Origin of the sequence: Brenneria nigrifluens DSM 30175 = ATCC 13028 (genome assembly GCF_005484965.1) — a bacterium.
Classification (GTDB): domain Bacteria; phylum Pseudomonadota; class Gammaproteobacteria; order Enterobacterales; family Enterobacteriaceae; genus Brenneria; species Brenneria nigrifluens.
The window spans coordinates 2,253,601-2,272,188 of sequence record NZ_CP034036.1 but is presented as its reverse complement, the minus strand read 5'-3'; the positions used below and the strand labels follow the sequence as shown (position 1 = coordinate 2,272,188).

At 55.4% G+C, this 18,588-nt stretch carries 14 protein-coding genes and 1 pseudogene; 7 read left to right on the top strand and 8 right to left on the bottom strand.

Annotation, left to right across the window (positions count from 1 at the left end; translation table 11 throughout):
- Positions 1 to 93: 93 nt before the first annotated feature.
- The 4 genes from EH206_RS10550 (at position 94) to sodC (ending at position 7,657) form a co-directional block, all read left to right on the top strand.
- Positions 94 to 1,461 (top strand): SrfA family protein, encoded by a 1,368-nt coding sequence (locus EH206_RS10550; protein WP_009112753.1) that lies wholly within the window; start codon positions 94 to 96, stop codon positions 1,459 to 1,461.
- On the top strand, positions 1,461 to 4,445 hold the full coding sequence (locus EH206_RS10545) for a virulence factor SrfB (protein WP_009112752.1): 2,985 nt from the start codon (positions 1,461 to 1,463) through the stop codon (positions 4,443 to 4,445). Before EH206_RS10550 ends, EH206_RS10545 begins: the two co-directional genes overlap by 1 nt.
- Positions 4,442 to 6,904: a putative virulence factor gene (locus EH206_RS10540; RefSeq protein ID WP_009112751.1), complete on the top strand. Its 2,463-nt coding sequence runs from the start codon at positions 4,442 to 4,444 to the stop codon at positions 6,902 to 6,904. The genes EH206_RS10545 and EH206_RS10540 overlap by 4 nt, the downstream gene beginning before the upstream one ends.
- Before the next feature lie 228 nt (positions 6,905 to 7,132).
- A complete protein-coding gene (gene sodC, locus EH206_RS10535) occupies positions 7,133 to 7,657 on the top strand; it encodes a superoxide dismutase family protein (RefSeq protein WP_009112750.1) in 525 nt (174 codons plus the stop codon).
- A gap of 42 nt (positions 7,658 to 7,699) precedes the next feature.
- Here the strand turns inward: sodC and EH206_RS23400 are convergent.
- Positions 7,700 to 7,928, bottom strand: a pseudogene (locus EH206_RS23400) (gfo/Idh/MocA family oxidoreductase); the annotation flags it as partial.
- A gap of 218 nt (positions 7,929 to 8,146) precedes the next feature.
- On the opposite strand from EH206_RS23400, the gene EH206_RS10525 reads away from it, so the two are divergent.
- Entirely contained in the window at positions 8,147 to 8,899 is a 753-nt protein-coding gene (locus EH206_RS10525) for a fumarate/nitrate reduction transcriptional regulator Fnr (protein ID WP_009112749.1), read from the top strand.
- Between the two features lie 124 nt (positions 8,900 to 9,023).
- A complete protein-coding gene (uspE, locus tag EH206_RS10520; protein ID WP_009112748.1) occupies positions 9,024 to 9,986 on the top strand; it encodes a universal stress protein UspE in 963 nt (320 codons plus the stop codon).
- Positions 9,987 to 10,049: 63 nt separating this feature from the next.
- Here the strand turns inward: uspE and pntB are convergent, their stop codons facing one another.
- Both pntB and pntA read right to left on the bottom strand, forming a co-directional pair.
- Positions 10,050 to 11,438 (bottom strand): Re/Si-specific NAD(P)(+) transhydrogenase subunit beta, encoded by a 1,389-nt coding sequence (gene pntB, locus EH206_RS10515; RefSeq protein ID WP_009112747.1) that lies wholly within the window; start codon positions 11,436 to 11,438, stop codon positions 10,050 to 10,052.
- A 10-nt stretch (positions 11,439 to 11,448) separates the two neighbouring features.
- Positions 11,449 to 12,978 carry a Re/Si-specific NAD(P)(+) transhydrogenase subunit alpha gene (pntA, locus tag EH206_RS10510; protein ID WP_009112746.1) on the bottom strand — a complete coding sequence of 510 codons (1,530 nt, stop codon included), beginning with the start codon at positions 12,976 to 12,978 and terminating at the stop codon, positions 11,449 to 11,451.
- A gap of 531 nt (positions 12,979 to 13,509) precedes the next feature.
- Here pntA and ydgH point away from each other — a divergent pair.
- Entirely contained in the window at positions 13,510 to 14,460 is a 951-nt protein-coding gene (gene ydgH, locus EH206_RS10505; protein ID WP_009112745.1) for a DUF1471 family protein YdgH, read from the top strand.
- A gap of 59 nt (positions 14,461 to 14,519) precedes the next feature.
- On the opposite strand, the gene kdsA is transcribed toward ydgH, so the two are convergent.
- Genes kdsA through prfA form a run of 5 tightly spaced genes read right to left on the bottom strand, consistent with a single transcriptional unit; the run spans position 14,520 to position 18,576 of the window.
- A complete protein-coding gene (gene kdsA / locus EH206_RS10500) occupies positions 14,520 to 15,374 on the bottom strand; it encodes a 3-deoxy-8-phosphooctulonate synthase (RefSeq protein WP_009112744.1) in 855 nt (284 codons plus the stop codon).
- Positions 15,375 to 15,424: 50 nt separating this feature from the next.
- The gene (gene sirB1 / locus EH206_RS10495) at positions 15,425 to 16,234 is read right to left on the bottom strand and encodes an invasion regulator SirB1 (RefSeq protein ID WP_009112743.1); all 810 of its coding nucleotides are present in this window, start codon (positions 16,232 to 16,234) and stop codon (positions 15,425 to 15,427) included.
- Between the two features lie 2 nt (positions 16,235 to 16,236).
- A complete protein-coding gene (locus tag EH206_RS10490; RefSeq protein ID WP_040343167.1) occupies positions 16,237 to 16,635 on the bottom strand; it encodes a SirB2 family protein in 399 nt (132 codons plus the stop codon).
- A gap of 10 nt (positions 16,636 to 16,645) precedes the next feature.
- Positions 16,646 to 17,494 (bottom strand): peptide chain release factor N(5)-glutamine methyltransferase, encoded by an 849-nt coding sequence (gene prmC / locus EH206_RS10485; RefSeq protein ID WP_009112741.1) that lies wholly within the window; start codon positions 17,492 to 17,494, stop codon positions 16,646 to 16,648.
- Positions 17,494 to 18,576, bottom strand: coding sequence for a peptide chain release factor 1 (gene prfA / locus EH206_RS10480; protein ID WP_009112740.1), 1,083 nt, complete (start codon positions 18,574 to 18,576; stop codon positions 17,494 to 17,496). The genes prmC and prfA overlap by 1 nt, the downstream gene beginning before the upstream one ends.
- Between the last annotated feature and the right edge of the window lie 12 nt (positions 18,577 to 18,588).

The following is an 18,588-nucleotide window of genomic DNA, read 5'->3' as shown; positions in this document are numbered from 1 at the left end:
TTTGATTCCCCATCAATACACTAAAGTATACCCTGTCGCAGATTACACCCTGTTTTCTGCCTTCATGCATCTATTACAAAAGGTCTTTTTTGCGTGACAAAACTATTTTTACGTAGCGGGAGTTTGGATGATTTTCTGGCTCTGGGCGAAAACGGACAGCCGGTTTATGCATCCGCACTTCAGCTACGCGAAACATTGCGCCTCAGAAAACAACAGCAGATTGCGGATTGTCTGGCTATCCCGCAGCCGAACGAAGGCGGCGACCGTATTGACTGGTACGCGCCGGTGGAAGGTAAGATAACCTCCTGGATTGCCGCCAGCGAAGAGCAACGGGCTGCGGCGCTAAAGCAATTGGAAACCTATCAGGAGGCCGTCGCCGGTATCAGCCAGCGGGCGCAACGCGCGGAAAAACCGGCACAGCAGCTTTTTGGCGTGCTGCTGGCGAAAGCTATCCAGTTCCCTGGCCCCAACCACGTTTATCTGGTTGACGGCAAACCGGTATTGACCTTCTGGGGATTTGTGAATCTGGATAAAAAATCCCGCGCCGACGCGCTGGATTGCCTGCGTCAGGTGGAAGAGGAAGCGGTCCCTGTTTTCGCCGCCGCGCCGATAACGCCGCCCCGGCCGCAGTCGCTCGATCCCGTCGTCACGCCGGAGTCGGCTGCTAAACCTCAGGCCGCCGCCCGCAGCCAACGGCTGCGCCTGTGGTGGCTATTCCCCGCGGCGGCGCTCTTGGCGGTTCTGTCGCTACAGATTTATGGATGGCTTGATCAGCAAGATAAGACGCCGGAGCCAACGCCACTGGCGGCGACCATACAACCGGAAAAACGCGCGTTGCCCGCTTCCGTGCGCGAGCCAGAGCCGCAGCCGGCGGCCGAACCTGAAGTGCAGGAAGCGAAAAGTGAAGCGGCAAGTCCCGCGTCGCCGCCGGAAAGCGCGCCGGTTGAACGCGTAGCCGCAACGCCGTTAACCGCGACAGAGCCGCAAGAGGCCGCGCCGGCGCCAGAGGCGGTTCCCGAACCGGTAATCCCGGAGCCAACGCCGGTTGCCCCGCCCGCCGTGGTCGGCAAAGAGGAACTGGTTATGCCGGCGGACGCGGTAAGGTTGGGAACGGTCAACTTCCTTAACGGCAACTGGCGGGTTTCCGTCGATGCCAGAACCCCGATTACCGTTACCGGCCGTCCGCCGAGTCTGAGGTATCAGATTAAAAACGGCAAGGGTACGGCAAGAATAACCCATGGCGACGGCATCACCTGCCGGGCGGATATCGAGGCGGGATTGATGAGTTCCGGTAATCTGGTCATCAACAGCCGATATCGAGCGCGCTGCAGCGACAATAGCAGATTCAAGATGCCGGAGCTGGTATGTAAACGAAGTGCGACGGGCATCGCAGAGTGTACCGGTCGCTATAACGCTGATGCGGTCTTCCCCATGACGATAAAGCGCGAGAGTAAATCATAATGCTGGCGACGATCACCGATTACCAACAGAGAATTACGCTTATTCAGGACAGCGGCATTCAATTTCTGGATTTTGCCCTGAAACCGGAATTATCCGCCGCGCTGCCCAATAAATATGTGCGCAAAAGCGCCAATGGGCCGTTGCTGCGCCTGATCTATAATCAGCAGACGGATAAATATATCCTTCCGTCGCCGGCGGGCGCCCCGCCGGAGGTGGTCAAGCCGGAACTGAGCATTCCGCTCGAGCAGTCGCTGAGGCTACTGGAAAAAATCTGGCTGCCGCTGCCGTTTTTGCGTTTTAACCCGCCGCGCACCTTTATGGGCGGGCCGGACAACTGGGCGCGGATGCAGATTCTGGCGCTGGATACCCCGGACCAGGACGGCAATACGCATCGAATCTGCCTGGCCTTCGATACCAAAGTCTACCCCGAGGGCCACGAATACGAATCTCTGGCGCCGAATGAGAACGATATCAAAACCGGGGGCGGCTTTGCGCTGGCCTATCACAGCGACGAACTGGGCGAGTTTCTTGATCATACCTGGGTGGACGGCTGGCTGCGGGAGGTTTTTACCCAGCAGGCGATCAGGCGGGAAAAGCGCAACGAGCGGGAAATTAAGCTGGCGCTCAGAGGATTTGAATATCAGGCGCATTATATGAATTTGCTGGATATGCTGGGCAATCAGCTATCGGTGCCGGAAATACGCATTAACGCCAGTACGTTGCAGGAACCCGCCGTCAACGTCGATCTGATTCTGGACGTGGGCAACTCCCACACCTGCGGAATTTTAGTGGAAGATCACGCCGATGAAAGCAATGGACTAAAGCAGACGTACGAACTGCAATTGCGCGATCTGGGCCACCCCCACTACCTGTATAACGAGCTGTTTGAAAGCCGGGTTGAATTTGCCCAGGCCAAATTCGGCAAGCAGAACTTTTCCGTTGAAAGCGGGCGCGACGATGCCTTTATCTGGCCGTCCATTACCCGCGTCGGCCGTGAAGCCGGCCGAATGGCGCTGTTGCGTCAGGGGGCGGAGGGCTCAACCGGCATTTCCAGCCCGCGGCGTTATCTGTGGGATGAAGAGAGCTATGCGCCCGGCTGGCGCTTCAGCCAGCCCGAAACCAGTACGCTGAACGAGCCGCTGGCGACGGCCATGCCGCTGACCGTGTTGATCAACGACGAAGGCCGGCCTTTGTACCATCAGCCGTTTGAGGAACGTTTGCCGGTTTTTTCCCCGCACTATAGCCGCAGTTCGGTGATGACGTTTATGCTGTCCGAGTTGCTGTTACAGGCGCTGATGCAGATGAACAGCGCCGCCCAGCGCCAGAAAATGATCCACGCCAGCGCGCCGCGTCAGTTGCGCAATATTATTCTTACCCTGCCCTCGGCGATGCCGAAGCCGGAGCGGGAAATTTTTCGCCGCCGGATGAATGAAGCCATCGCCCTGGTATGGAAATCCATGGGCTGGCATCCGCTTGACGACGATTTTACTACTCAGGAAGACCGGGCGAAAAGCCGGGTTCCGGTGCCGGAAGTGCAGATCGAGTGGGATGAAGCCACCTGCGGGCAAATGGTGTATCTGTACAACGAAGCGCAGGTCAATTTCGGCGGGCGCGCCGAAGACTTTTTCGCCAGCATGGCGCGCCCGGATAAGGAACCGTCGGAAAACGAGCCCGCGGGTAAAACGTTACGCATTGCGTCGATTGATATCGGCGGCGGCACCACGGATTTGGCCATTACCCAATATCTGTTGGATGACGGCGTCGGCAGCAACGTCAAGATCATCCCGCGTTTGCTGTTCCGCGAAGGGTTTAAGGTGGCGGGAGACGATATTCTGCTGGACGTTATCCAGCTTTATGTCTTGCCGGCGCTACAGGCGGCGCTGAAAACGGCGGGCATGGTCAGCCCCGAGGTGTTGATGGCCAAACTGTTCGGCAACGAGGGGCGCATCGACGGGCAACTGACGTTGCGCCAGCAGGTTACCTTACAGATTTTCATCCCCATCGGGCGTTCGATTCTGGAAGCGTATGAAGGTTTCGACCCGCTGGACGCCAGCGCCGAAATAGAGTCCTCCTTTGGCGAACTGCTGGAGCAGCATCCCACGCCGAAGGTGCTGGAGTACGTCAATACCGAAGTGCAGCGCGAACTGCCTGACGATAACGCTTTCGATATTTTACAGGTGCCGCTGATCCTCAAACTGAGCAAGCTGCATGGGGAATTTTTATCCAACCGGATGGGTATTACCCAAAACCTGCGTTTGATGTCCGAGGTCGTCTCCCTCTATTCCTGCGACGTGCTGCTGTTAACCGGGCGCCCTTCTCGTTTTCCGGGCATTCAGGCGTTGTTCCGCCATTTGCAGCCGCTGCCGATCAACCGCATGCTGTCGCTGGATGGCTATCACACCAATGACTGGTATCCGTTCAATAAACGCGGGCGGATTGATAATCCGAAATCCACCGCCGCCGTCGGCGCGATGCTCTGCCTGCTGGCGCAGGATCTCCGGCTGCCGGGGTTCTATTTTAAAGTCGGTGATTTTCAGCCCTATTCCACCGTGCGCTATCTTGGCATGATGGACGGCAATAACGTCCTGAGCGCCGACAATGTCTATTACGGCGACATCGATCTGGATGCGCCGGACTTTGCGCTCGATCCCGACGGCGGCTTCCAGGTACGCGGGTCTCTGTGCCTGGGCTTCCGCCAACTGGACAACGAACGTTGGCCGGCATCGTCCCTGTATATCCTGTCGATTGTCGATCAGGAACTGGCGAGAAAGGTGGTCGGCGACAGCGTGCTGCGCGTCAGGCTGGCGGTGACCGGCGGAGACGATCGGCACGGCCCGGAACATTTCGCCATAGCCGATGCGGTTCTGGACGACGGCAGCCGCATTCCGCCGCAGCATTTGCGGCTTAAATTGAACACATTAGCCGCTAACGACTCAGGGGCGACCCATTATTGGATCGATAGCGGGAGCGTATTTAGAAAATGAAACCATTAACGCCCAAACAACAGTCGAGCCGACTCCATAGCCAGCTACAGTCAGTAGCGCAAGGCGTTGATCGGGCGATCGACTGGATCGAAACCACGCGGCAACATGCGCCGCGGCTGGACATTGAGGCCGACAGGCTGATTGTTAAACTGCGTCGTCACCGCAATAAGGCGCAACATCTGTCGGACGTAGCGCTGAAAGATATCGCCATCGGTTTCTTTGGCCTGTCGCAGGCGGGGAAATCTTATCTGATTTCCGCCCTGGCGGCGGGAGAGAATGGCCGGCTGGAAACCTCTTTGGAGGGACAGCAGCTTGATTTTCTTACCCATATCAACGCGGATAATCATCTCACCGCGTTGGTGACCCGCTTTAGCCGTCAGGCGGCGGTGAAAAATAAATCCTTTCCCGTTCAGCTGCAACTGCTCAGCGAAGCGGATATCGGCAAGATTATCGCCAACGCCTTTCTGCACGAGCAGCAACAGGAAAACGCGTTCGAGGAGCTGGACGAACGGCAGATCGCCGACCATCTGAGCGTGCTGTCGCTGCACCGCCAGCCGGAGCCCGTTGCCGGCGTTAACGCGGATGAGGTCGTCGCCCTGTGGGATTATCTGGCGCGTCATGACGCCAAACGGCAAAAGCAGTTGGAGACGCACTTCTGGCCCGCGGCGGTGGATCTGGCGCCGTACCTCAGCGTTGACGACCGCGCGCAGCTGTTCTCGCCGCTCTGGGGAGCGCGTCAGGATCTGACAGCCGCCTATCGCCATTTCGCCCATACGCTGCAACATCTTTCCGGCGCCCACAAGGTGCTGGCGCCGATCCGGGTGCTGGTGGATGAAGCCCTGTGTCCCGCCAACGGCATGATTAACGGCGCCGCGCTGGAGCGCCTCAACGCCGCCGATGACGCGGGGGTGTTGCTGCGGCCGGTATTGAACGGTCGGGCGGGAAAAGCGGTTGAGCTATCGCAGGCCGAACTGACGATGCTGGCGGCCGAACTGCTGATCCCGTTGCATTCGCCTCCCCGCGAAGCGTTGTTTGAGCAGGTCGATATACTGGATTTCCCCGGTTTCGGCGATACGCCGCCGGTAGCCGCTCCGCGGGACAGCGATGAGAAAAAGGATCCTCATCCCCTGGCGCATAGCCTGTTGCGGGCCAAGCGCGCCTATCTGCTGGAACGCTATACCGACAATCAGGAAATGAATTTACTGATGGTTTGCAGCGCCGCGGGCCAACGTTCCGAGGTAAAAGCCGTCGGCAAGGCGCTGGATTACTGGGTTAAACAGACTCAGGGTGAAAACGCGCAGGTTCGCAGCCGCCGCAAGCCGGGGCTGATCTGGGCGGTGACCCGCTTTGATCGCCGCATTACGCACGGACAGAACTATGACGCCGCGGTACAGCGTTACGTCGGCAATCCCGGCGATGCCTGGGGCACTATGCTGGCAATGGATAAACGCGGCGTAAGCCGCATGGCGGCCTGGCTGGGTACGGAGGTCCACCGTGAAGTGAAGCTCGGGCGCATCGGCGAACAGCTCGGCGAAATCCAGCGCGAGCTGGGAGATAATCTGCTGGGCAACTGGTATCGGCCGGCGGAAATCGACGATCCGGCGCAAAAACAGCGTATCGCCGAAACCCTGCTTAAATCGTTGCAGACCCGCACCGGCGTACACGGCGAGTTGCTGGAGAGATTATTGCCATCGCGCGACGAGCTGCGCCGCCTCTACCTGAAGCAGCAGGGGCAACCGGGCTATGGCTATCAGCAGGAAGCCGATGAACCCGGCGTGCCGTTAAGCAGCGCCGAGCCTTTTGGCATCGGGATCGAAATCGATCTGTTTGCCGACGAACCCGTCGATATCGATCAACCCGCCTCCCCCGTTCAGGCGCTCGATCATGGCTATGAAGCGGAATATGCCCACCATGTTTATCGTTACTGGATAAACCATCTGCGCGGCCTGCCGGAAAATGCGCCGTTAATAGAACTGCTGGGGGTGGCTAAAGCGACCATCGAAATACTGGTGGAAGAACTGATCACCGCCAGTATCCGGCTGGAGATCGAAGACGCTCTGGTCGGCATGCTGGCGGATAGCGAACAGTTATCCGTACACCGTGAAAGTAAAGCCGATCGTCAGGTATCCCGGGTGCTTACCGTGCTGGGAGACTTCGTCGCCTGGCTGGGTTTCCAGCAGGTGGACGAGGCGCTGCGCCCCGCCAGCCGTATCAATCGCGGTCATAAAATTTTCGCCAAGCCGGAAAAACAGGCGGTGAACTGGGGCGCGGCGCAGCGGCTGACCAAGCTGTCGCTCACGCCAACCAACAATACGGCGTTTTATATTTATGATTGGCTGATCGCGCTTAATGAAATGATTATACAAAACGCGGGATATTCCGCCGCACGCGAAGTCGGTGACGAACAACGCGAACGCCTGGGCGTGATATTAAAGGTGATTAAACCCGCCGAGAAGTAGTGCCGTCCTCCCCCGGTTCGTTCCGGGGGAGCGGCGCTTGCTGCCTGTGAATAACGGGCATTTCATGCCTTTGGCATCATTGTTTTCCTCAGAAAACAACCCCCTGATTTGACGCCTCCCCTGACTCAACTATTATTTCATTCCAAGATGTATTCATCATTCATCCTGCATGACGATATCGGCTTATTGAACCATCGGCCGATCTAATAACAATCGAGGCAAAAGACAATGAAACTGAAGGCTCTTATCCTGACAGGCGTGTTCTTTTCCTGTTCCGCATTCGCTGCCAGCACCACGGTGACCCTGAATGAAGCGCTGCCAACCGGCAGCGGTAAGGCGCTTGGCGAGGTGTCGATAACGGAAACCCCCTATGGCCTACTTTTTACCCCGAAGTTAACCGGACTGGCCCCGGGGATCCACGGCTTCCATATTCATGAAAAAGCCAGCTGCGCTCCGGCGGAACAGGATGGCAAAACCGTGCCTGCGCAGGCGGCCGGCGGGCATCTCGATCCTGACAAAACAGGCAAGCATCTGGGGCCTTATACCGACCAGGGACATCTGGGAGACCTGCCCGGGTTGGTGGTTAACGCCGATGGCAGCGCCACCTATCAGGTGCTGGCGCCGCGGATAAAGTCGCTGTCCGAGGTGAAAAATCAAGCTCTTATGATCCATGCCGGCGGCGATAACTACGCCGACAGCCCGGAGAAACTGGGCGGCGGCGGCGCGCGTCTGGCCTGCGGCGTGATTGAGTAACCATTTATTAAGTAGAAATGTACGCACGCCGCAGCGAAAGCGCTGCGGCGTGCCGAAGAGATCATTCAGCTTCACCTGGTCGCCGCCGCCGTTAATAACATAGGATTTTTCGACCAGTTTCATTTCCAGTCGTCCTTTACTCTTTACTGCCATTAAATACCACGTTTAACCCTTCCCAGGGTAAATAGGCGTTTAATTAATAGGTCATGATGGCTTTGTTTTTATAACGGACCATCACGCCAAGCACACCATCGATATTAATACCGTCGTCAAGAAACGTGATGTGTTTCTCTTTTTCACTTGTAATATGTGATGTTAATTGCATTTTATTTTAGCGAGTCGATAGACCGAATAATTACGCCTCGCGGCTAATCGCGTTTTTTCTGTTAGTTCACTATTTATTGGCCTGTTCTAAGGATTACCGGGCTTATCACCGGCGATAAAAGCTGTTAAAATTGACCGATATCAATTATTGCCTGAGCAGAGACTATGATACCGGAAAAGCGCATTATCCGACGCATCCAGTCTGGCGGTTGTGCAATCCACTGCCAGGATTGCAGCATCAGTCAACTATGTATCCCGTTTACTTTAAATGAGCACGAGCTCGATCAGCTCGATAATATCATTGAAAGGAAAAAGCCGATCCAGAAAGGACAGGCGCTGTTCAAAGCGGGCGACGAGTTGAAATCTTTATACGCCATCCGCTCGGGTACGATTAAGAGCTATACCATCACCGAACAGGGTGATGAGCAGATCACCGGTTTTCATCTGGCGGGCGATCTGGTCGGCTTTGATGCCATTGGCAATGCGCAGCATCCCAGCTTTGCTCAGGCGCTGGAAACCTCGATGGTGTGTGAAATTCCATTCGAAACGCTGGATGACCTTTCCGGCAAAATGCCCAATCTGCGTCAGCAAATGATGCGTTTGATGAGTGGCGAAATTCGCGGCGATCAGGATATGATCCTGCTGCTGTCGAAGAAGAATGCGGAGGAACGTCTGGCGGCTTTCGTGTATAACCTCTCCCGGCGTTTTGCCGAGCGCGGCTTTTCTCCCCGTGAATTCCGTTTGACCATGACGCGCGGCGATATCGGTAACTATCTGGGATTAACGGTGGAAACCATCAGCCGGCTGCTGGGGCGTTTTCAGAAAAGCGGCATTCTTGCCGTAAAAGGCAAATATATCACCATTGAAAATATCAGCGCCCTTTCCGGGCTTGCCGGCGTCTCGCAGAATAAATCCTAAGCTATTGCCGGGTCAGTGATAATCCTATTTTATTGATCCGGTTCTCATCATCAGTTGTCCAAAGCGATTCCCTTGGGGTACTCTTAATTTACCGGCTGTGAATTGACGGCTGCTTGGAGGACCTATGGCAAAGTATCAGAATTTACTTGTAGCTATTGACCCAAATCAGGATGACCAGCCAGCGCTGCGTCGGGCGGTGTATCTGGTTCAGCGGCTTGGCGGCCGAATCAAAGCGTTTCTGCCTATTTATGATTTTTCTTATGAGATGACCACCCTTTTGTCTCCCGATGAACGGACAGAGATGCGTCAGGGCGTGATTCAGCAACGTACCGAGTGGATTACCGAGCAATGCAAATATTATCTTGAAGCGGGCGTACCGATAGAGATCAAAGTCGTCTGGCACAATAAGCCGTTTGAAGCCATTATCCGCGAGGTCATCGCCGGGCAGCATGACCTGTTATTGAAAATGGCGCATCAGCACGATCGACTGGAAGCGGTTATTTTCACCCCCACCGACTGGCAGCTATTGCGTAAATGCCCTTGTCCCGTGTGGATGGTCAAAGACCAACCCTGGCCGGAGGAGAGCCGCGCGCTGGTGGCGGTTAATCTGTCCAGTGAAGACCCGTATCACGATCCCCTTAATATCAAGCTGGTATCGGAAACGCTGGAGCTGGCTAAGCAGGTCAATGAAACCGAGGTCCATCTTGTCGGGGCCTATCCGGTTACCCCGATTAATATCGCCATTGAACTGCCTGATTTCGACCCCGGCGTCTACAACGACGCCATTCGCGGCCAACATCTGATTGCGATGAAATCGCTGCGTCAGAAATTCAATCTGGATGAACGCGTCACCCATGTGGAAAAAGGGCTGCCGGAGGAGGTTATTCCCGATTTGGCCGAGCATCTGCAGGTGGGCGTGGTGGTGTTGGGCTCGCTCGGACGAACCGGTCTTTCCGCCGCGTTTATCGGCAACACCGTGGAACATGTGATCGACCATCTGAAATGCGATCTGCTGGCGATCAAGCCTGATGACTTCGTCTCCCCCATCGCGCTGGATGAGGAAGTCGAGGAGGATGATAAGAAGTAGCGTTCAGTCGATATAAAAAAGGGGCGATTTCTCGCCCCTTGCTTTTTCGCTTTCCAGCGCTGTTTACAGCGCTTTCAGAATCGCCTCTACGCTGGCTTTGGCGTCGCCAAACAGCATCTGCGTATTTTCTTTGAAGAATAAGGGGTTCTGCACGCCGGCATAGCCGGTGTTCATCGAGCGCTTGAACACGATAACGTTCTGCGCTTTCCACACTTCCAGCACCGGCATCCCGGCAATCGGACTGTGCGGATCTTCCTGCGCCGCCGGATTCACCGTATCGTTTGCGCCGATAACCAGCACGGTATCGGTATCGGAGAAATCATCATTGATTTCATCCATCTCCAACACGATGTCGTAAGGCACTTTCGCTTCAGCCAGCAGAACGTTCATATGGCCCGGCAAACGGCCCGCCACCGGATGGATGCCAAAGCGGACATTGATGCCGCGCGCGCGCAGTTTGGCGGTAATATCGTGTACCGGATATTGCGCCTGCGCCACCGCCATGCCGTACCCCGGAGTGATAATCACCGAGCTCGAATTCTTGAGCAGGTCAGCCACCTCTTCCGCTGACGCTTCGCGGTACTCGCCCATCTCTTCGCTTTCACCTGTGGAGGAACCGTCAGTACCGAAACCGCCGGCAATCACGCTGATAAAAGAGCGGTTCATCGCCTTACACATGATATAGGACAGGATCGCCCCGGAAGAACCCACCAGCGCGCCGGTTACGATCAGCAGGTCGTTGCTCAACATAAAGCCGGCGGCGGCGGCGGCCCACCCGGAATAGGAGTTCAGCATGGAAACCACCACCGGCATGTCGGCGCCGCCGATGGAAGCCACCAAATGCCAGCCGAACACCAGCGCAATCGCCGTCATTAACAGTAAGGCGACGGCCTGCAACGCCACGCTGCCGGTATTAACAAACAGCAGAAGCAGCAGGAAAGAGACCACCAGCGCCGCCAGGTTCATTTTGTGGCGGTGAGGCAGCGCCAGCGGTTTGGAAGAAATGATGCCGCGCAATTTGCCGAAGGCGACAACCGAACCGGTAAAGGTTACCGCACCGATAAAGATCCCCAGAAAGACTTCCGTCAAATGGATATTCACCAGTACCGGATCGGTAATTTCACCGTGGTCGAGAAAGCTGTTGAACCCTACCAGCACCGCGGCCAACCCGACAAAACTGTGCAGGATGGCGACCAGCTCCGGCATTTCGGTCATTTCAACTTTGCGCGCCAGATAGACGCCGATCGAACCGCCAATCACCATGGCGACGATAATCCAGCCAACGTTGCCGGCATCCGGTCCCAGGATGGTGGCGATCAACGCAATCGCCATCCCGACGACGCCGAAAATATTCCCCTGCCGGGAAGTTTCGTGTTTCGACAACCCCGCCAGACTGAATATAAACAAAATCGCGGCAACAATGTATGCCGCTGTAACTAATCCACCAGACATGTGTTATCCCTTAGTTTTTGCGGAACATTTTCAGCATGCGCTGAGTGACGGTGAACCCACCGAAAATATTGATGCTGGCAATCAATACGGCGATAAAGGAAAGGAAGGATACCCATCCGCCGTGACCGATTTGCAACAATGCCCCTACGACGATAATGCCCGATATCGCATTGGTTACCGACATCAACGGCGTATGCAGCGCATGACTGACATTCCACACCACGTAGTATCCCACCACGCATGCCAGGGCGAATACGGTGAAATGCGACAGAAACTCTTTCGGCGCCACGTTCGCCAGCCAGCCAAACAGCAGGATCGCAATAGCCAGGAACGCGTATTTCTTCCATGGCGAAGCCGGCTTTTCCTCAGCCTTGACAGCGGCCGCGGCGGGTTTCGCCTGTTGCGGCTGGGCGGAAACCTGAATCGGTGGCGCGGGCCAGGTGATTTCGCCATTTTTGACTACCGTCACGCCGCGAATGACATTGTCTTCAAAATCAACGTCGATTTCGCCGTTCTTCTCTTTGCATAACAGCTTCAGCAGGTTGACCAGGTTGGTGCCGTAAAGTTGGGAAGACTGGGTCGGCAGGCGGCTAGGCAGATCGGTGTAACCGATAATTTTGACGCCGTTTTCGGTGACGGTAACGCGGTCGGCAACGGTTAACTCACAGTTACCGCCCGTCTGCGCGGCCAGGTCGACGATCACGCTGCCGGATTTCATGCCCTGCACCATCTCTTTGGTAATCAGCCGCGGTGCAGGCTTACCAGGAATAAGCGCGGTGGTGACAATGATATCCACTTCTTTCGCCTGGGCGGCGAACAGTTCCATTTCCGCTTTGATAAAGGCTTCCGACATGACTTTGGCGTAACCGTCGCCGCTGCCCGCCTCTTCTTCAAAGTCGAGCTCCAGGAACTCGGCCCCCATACTTTTGACCTGTTCCTTGACTTCGGGACGGGTATCAAAAGCACGTACGATAGCGCCTAAACTTCCGGCGGCGCCGATCGCCGCCAGACCGGCAACCCCGGCGCCGATAATCATCACCTTGGCCGGCGGAACCTTGCCCGCTGCGGTAATCTGACCGGTAAAGAAACGGCCAAACTCATGGGCCGCTTCCACGATGGCGCGGTAACCGGCGATGTTCGCCATCGAGCTAAGCGCATCCATTGACTGGGCGCGGGAAATGCGGGGAACCGAGTCCATCGCCAGTACCGTCACCTGGCGCGCCGCCAGTTTTTCCAGCAGTTCAGGATTCTGCGCCGGCCAGATGAAACTGACGATGGTGCTCCCCGCCCGGGTGAGCTCAATTTCATCTTCCTGCGGCGCATTGACCTTCAGGACAATGTCGGATTGCCAGACTTCGGTACTGTCGGCGATTGACGCGCCGGCTTCCGTATAAGCCGCGTCGTCAAAACTCGCAAGTTTCCCCGCCCCTTGTTCTATCGAGACCTCAAAGCCGAGTTTTAGCAGCTGTTCGACCGTTTTCGGCGTTGCTGCAACCCGTGCTTCATTGGCCAACCGTTCTTTTGGAACACCAATACGCATACTGATTCCCTTTTTCGCTTATTTTTTAACGAAGGTTATTATAATCCCACCGGTAACATGATTCAGCCGAGATTTATTGCACGCTGTCTGTCTTTTGCTATATATCGCTCTTTGAGCAAATTCACCTATAACCTACTGAAAATGTGATCGATGATCCATACATAAAACGAATTTCATCTAAAAGCCGGGTCATCACCGACGTCGTTCGCTTTTTTTGGTCAAAAAACACTCTTAGCCGTCTCTTTTGTAGCATTATTATTAACGAATTGTTCTGGGGTATTTCACAAAAATGGCCTGTTGCGGGCATGGTTGATGCGCAGAACGGCGCAAATATCCCTTATGTAAGTTAAATAATCATTAACCGTTATTATTACAGTTTTTCTTCATCCACGCGGATAAAAGATCGTTGCGATGTTTTTTAAAATGCTAAAGCATGCGTGTTTATTCCGTGCGATAATCGGCGACTATTCCCGTTACATCTTGATTGCTAAGCACGTTGTAAACCCAATGCGTCAGGCGAAAGGATTTTTTATGAAGCTGAAAACTACTGTTATTGCGTCCACGTTACTTTCATTAGCTGCATTTTCAGCACAGGCAGCGCAGGAACTTACGCCGGAGCAGGCTGAAGCGGTGCAGCCATTTGAGCGTATTACCTTTATCGGCCGTTTTAACGCCATCAATGAAGCGGTCGCCGCGGCGTCGAAACAGGCAGATAAACACGGTGCCGACGCTTTCTATGTTCAGGGCATAATGGATGTAAACGCCCGCGGCAACTCGCAGGTCACGGTCGACCTCTATCATAAAGATGCGCCGAAAGTGAGCAAAGAGGTCAAATACCGCACTTTCCATGGCGTTAAAGAACTACCGAAAGACGTTGCCTACGGTCTGGAACCTTTTGATACCGTTACCGTGGGGGGATTCTTCCGCAGTCAGCCCGATCTGAACGATGCCATCGCCAAAGCGGCGAAAGAAAAAAATGCGGATTCGTTCTACATCGTGCGCCAGGTTGACATTAACTCCAACGGCGCTAATCAGAAAGTCACCGCTTACGTTTATAAAGCCGATGCGCCAAAACGTCAGATCCAAAGCACCGACCTTATTCCCGCCGATTCCGATGCCGGCCGGGCCGCCCTGGCAGCCGGCGGAGCCGCAGCCGCCAAAGTGGAAATCCCCGGCGTCGCCAATTCCGGCAGCCCGAGCCGTAATATCGGTAACTTCTTTGAAACGCAGTCATCAAAAGGTGGCCGTTACACCGTAACGTTATCTGACGGCACCAAGATCGAGGAATTAAATAACGCCACCGCCGCGCAGATGGTGCCGTTTGATTCGATTACCTTCCGCGGTAACTTCAACACCGAACCCGCGGTATCTGAGGCCGTCGCCAAACGCGCCGGTGAAAAAGGCGCCAAATACTATCACATCACCAGGAAGTGGGAGAATAAAGGCTCGAACATGACCATCAGCGCCGACCTATATAAATAACGCTAGCGCGGAAGCAAAAAAGCCCGCGTTATGCGGGCTTTTTTAGGCACAGTAATCGCTTAGTTGCTGGTATCCAGTTCCGGGAAATTTTTCACCAGATCGTCAATGGCTTTGATCTGCTTCAGGAAAGGCTCCAGCTTATCCAGCGGTAATGCGGAAGGTCCGTCGCATTTCGCGTTGGCCGGATCGGGATGCGCCTCGATAAAAAGCCCCGCCAGACCCACCGCCATGCCCGCACGGGCAAGTTCTGTCACCTGCGCCCGGCGTCCGCCCGAAGCCGCGCCAAACGGGTCGCGGCATTGCAATGCGTGAGTAACGTCGAAAATCACCGGCGAACCGTTGGATACCTGCTTCATAACGTTAAAGCCCAGCATATCCACCACCAGATTATCGTAGCCGAAGTTGCTGCCGCGATCGCACAGAATAACCTGATCGTTGCCGCCCTCGATAAATTTGTCGACGATATTGCCAATCTGCCCCGGGCTGACGAACTGGGGTTTTTTCACATTAATCACCGCGCCGGTTTTCGCCATGGCTTCAACCAGGTCGGTTTGACGGGCCAGAAACGCAGGCAACTGAATCACATCCACCACCTCGGCGACCGGTTGCGCCTGGCTTGATTCATGGACGTCGGTAATGATTTTTACTCCAAAGGCTTGTTTCAGCTCCTGAAAAATCTTCATCCCCTCTTCAAGGCCCGGCCCGCGGTAGGAATGAATGGAGGAACGATTGGCTTTGTCAAATGACGCCTTGAACACGTAGGGAATACCCAGCTTCTGCGTCACCGTCACGTAATGCTCGCAGATACGCATCGCCAGATCGCGCGATTCAAGCACATTCATACCGCCGAACAGTACGAAAGGCAGATCGTTGGCTACCGGGATATCCCCTATCTTGACCACTTTGTTCTTCATGCAGTTACCTTAATATCGGATAAATCAAAATTGCGTAAACTCACGAGGCGTTAATGCAAAACGATATGTTTTTGCTCTATTGAGTGAATCTGGACTTTGATCATTTCACTCACCGGATCTTCCGGGCATTGTTCGACAAAATAGTTAAGATCGGACAGCGCGATATGGTCGCAGTCCAACTGGGCGTAAATCAGACCGCGATCGCGGATTTCATACGGGTCATCGGGATCAAACTGTAATACCGCTTCGCTGGCTCTCAGGGCCAGTTCCATCTGCTTTTCTTCCATCAGAGCGACTTTCAGCGTGTCCAGCATTTTACGTACGATCAGCACGTTTTCCGCTTCATCCAGATCTTCATCCAACAGCTCTGATGAAAGGCCGATGTTGCCTTTCAGCCACACATCCAGCACATGCTCGCTCAGGGTGTCGCCGTTTAACGGATTAATCAGCCACATCTCTTCATCCAGCCAGTCCGCCCGCAGAATCAGCTGGGTCGGGAAAATAACCGGCATCAACGGCAGCCCAAGCTCATGGGCGATATGCAGAAAAATAACGCCGAGGGAAACCGGCATGCCCTGCCGGGATTCCAGCACCTTATCCAACCATAAAACGTCGGAAAGCCGATAAACGCCGCTGGCTCCGCCGAATCCCCAAGTGTGGAAGAAAAGCTCTATGAGTTTTTCCAGCTGTAAATCCTGATCGAGGTTCTCGGGGATAACGGCGCGGGCATCGTCAACCAACTGTTGCAGATTTTTCCGCACGTCCAGGGCGGGGAAGTCACGGCGAATGGCCTGTGAAACTAATACGACACCTTCACTTAACTGTGAACGGTTGAATTCAAAATCAGCAATAGAACTCATAGTTATTCCATCAGCAACGGTAACCTGGTAAACGAAACCTGCATAACCAGATAAAAGCATACCAAGGCAAATATAAACGCCACCCAGCGCACATTCTGACTGCGTGGGCGTTTCCCCAGGGCAACTGCGCCCAGGAGAATATAAATAATAACGCCAAACAGTTTTTCCGTCAGCCAGCTTTGTTGTGCGGTAAACGGATAAATGTGGTTAACAAAGATCAAACCGACGCCGCTAAGCAATAATAAGCTGTCGTTGATATGCGGCAGTATCCTGACCCAAGGTTGCTGCAACATGGCGGACTTGCGGCATAGCCAGAAAAAGCGCAGCACAAACAGAAACAAGCTGGCGCCGACGGTCACCATATGCAGATAGGCAAATCCTAAAAAGAGTGCCACAGGCATTTCCTCATAACTAATTATTATCTACCGCTTTCGGCCATTGCCCCAGCGAGACGCGATCGTTGTTGCCATAATCCTGACGGGTTGCTATCCGTGCAAAACCGTTATCCCGCAGCAGTCGGCGCACCGCCGCCCCTTGCCGCCAGCCATGTTCCAGCAGTAACCATCCCCGCGGCAGTAAATGGCCGGCCGCGTTGGCAATAATAAAACGCAGGTCCGCCAGCCCCTCTTCCGCCGCCACTAACGCGCTGGCTGGTTCAAAACGCACATCGCCCTGCGACAGGTGGCTGTCTGCTGCATCGATATAGGGCGGATTACCGACGATAAGCGCGAAGCGTTGCTGCGCCAGCGTCGAAAACCAGTCGCTCAACAAGAAACGGGCATTGGTAATGCCCAGCCGCGCGGCGTTATGTTCGGCCAGCGCGACGGCATCTGGCTGGGCATCCACGCCGGTCACCCGGCAGTCCGGGCGCTCGCTGGCAATCGCCAGCGCAATCGCCCCGCTGCCGGAGCCCAAATCCAGTATGTTCGACGGCTCTGGCGGCAGGCATTGCAGCGCCTGTTCAACCAGGCACTCGGTATCGGGACGGGGGATCAACGTAGCCGGCGATACCGCAAGCGACAGCGACCAAAACTCCCGCTCCCCGGTCAGATAGGCGATGGGTTCGCCGCTAATTCGCCGCGCCAGCAAGGCATCCAACCGCCGGCGCTGGGCATCCGTCAGCAGGGTTTCGCCAAACGCCAGCAGAAAGGTGCGCCCTTTGCCGGTGACGAAGCTCAGCAATATTTCCGCGTCCCGCTTCGGGCTTTCCCCCGCCGCCAGGCGCTCGCTGGCCGCGGCCAGCCAGGTTTGATAGTTCATCACTCTTGCTCGGAAAGCGCAGCCAGCAGATCGGCCTGATATTCCTGGACCACCGGCTGGATCAGCATATCCAGTTTGCCCTCCATCGCCTCATCCAGGCGGTAGAGCGTCAGGTTGATGCGGTGATCGGTCACCCTTCCCTGCGGGAAATTATAGGTGCGGATACGGTCCGAACGATCGCCGCTGCCCAGCAGGTTACGCCGCGTGGACGCCTCTTCCTGCTGGCGCCGCTGCATTTCCGCCGCGCGGATACGCGCCCCCAGCACCGACAGCGCTTTCGCTTTGTTCTTGTGCTGGGAACGCTCATCCTGACATTCGACCACAATGCCCGTCGGCAAATGGGTAATGCGGATGGCGGAATCGGTGGTATTGACGTGCTGACCGCCGGCGCCCGATGAACGGAACGTATCGATACGCAAGTCGGCGGGGCTGATCTCCGGCAGTTCGGCTTCCGGGACCTCCGGCATCACGGCCACAGTGCAGGCCGATGTGTGAATGCGCCCCTGCGATTCGGTCGCCGGAACGCGCTGTACGCGATGACCGCCGGATTCGAACTTGAGCTGACCGTAAACGCCATCGCCGGAAATTTTGGCGATGATCTCTTTATAGCCGCCATGTTCGCCGTCGCTGGCGCTGATCACTTCAACACGCCAGCGGCGGGTTTCGGCATAACGGCTATACATGCGAAACAGATCGCCGGCGAAAATAGCGGCTTCATCGCCGCCGGTGCCGGCACGTACCTCAAGGAAACAGCCGCGCTCATCGTCGGGGTCTTTCGGTAGCAAAAGCAGTTGAAGCTGCTGTTCCAGCTCTTCGCCGGTCAATTTTGCCTGTTTTAACTCTTCCTGCGCCATTTCGCGCATTTCCGCATCATCCAGCATCATTTCAGCGGTTTGTATGTCTTCCTGTACCTGCCGCCATTTCTGGAAACAGCGAGTAATATCGGTAAGCTGCGCGTATTCACGGGACAAGGCGCGAAAACGGTCCATATCCGCGATCACGTTCGGCTCGCCGAGCAACGCCTGAACTTCCTCATGGCGTTCTTGTAACGCTTCCAGTTTAGCAACAATAGAAAGCTTCATGCGGGCTGTTAA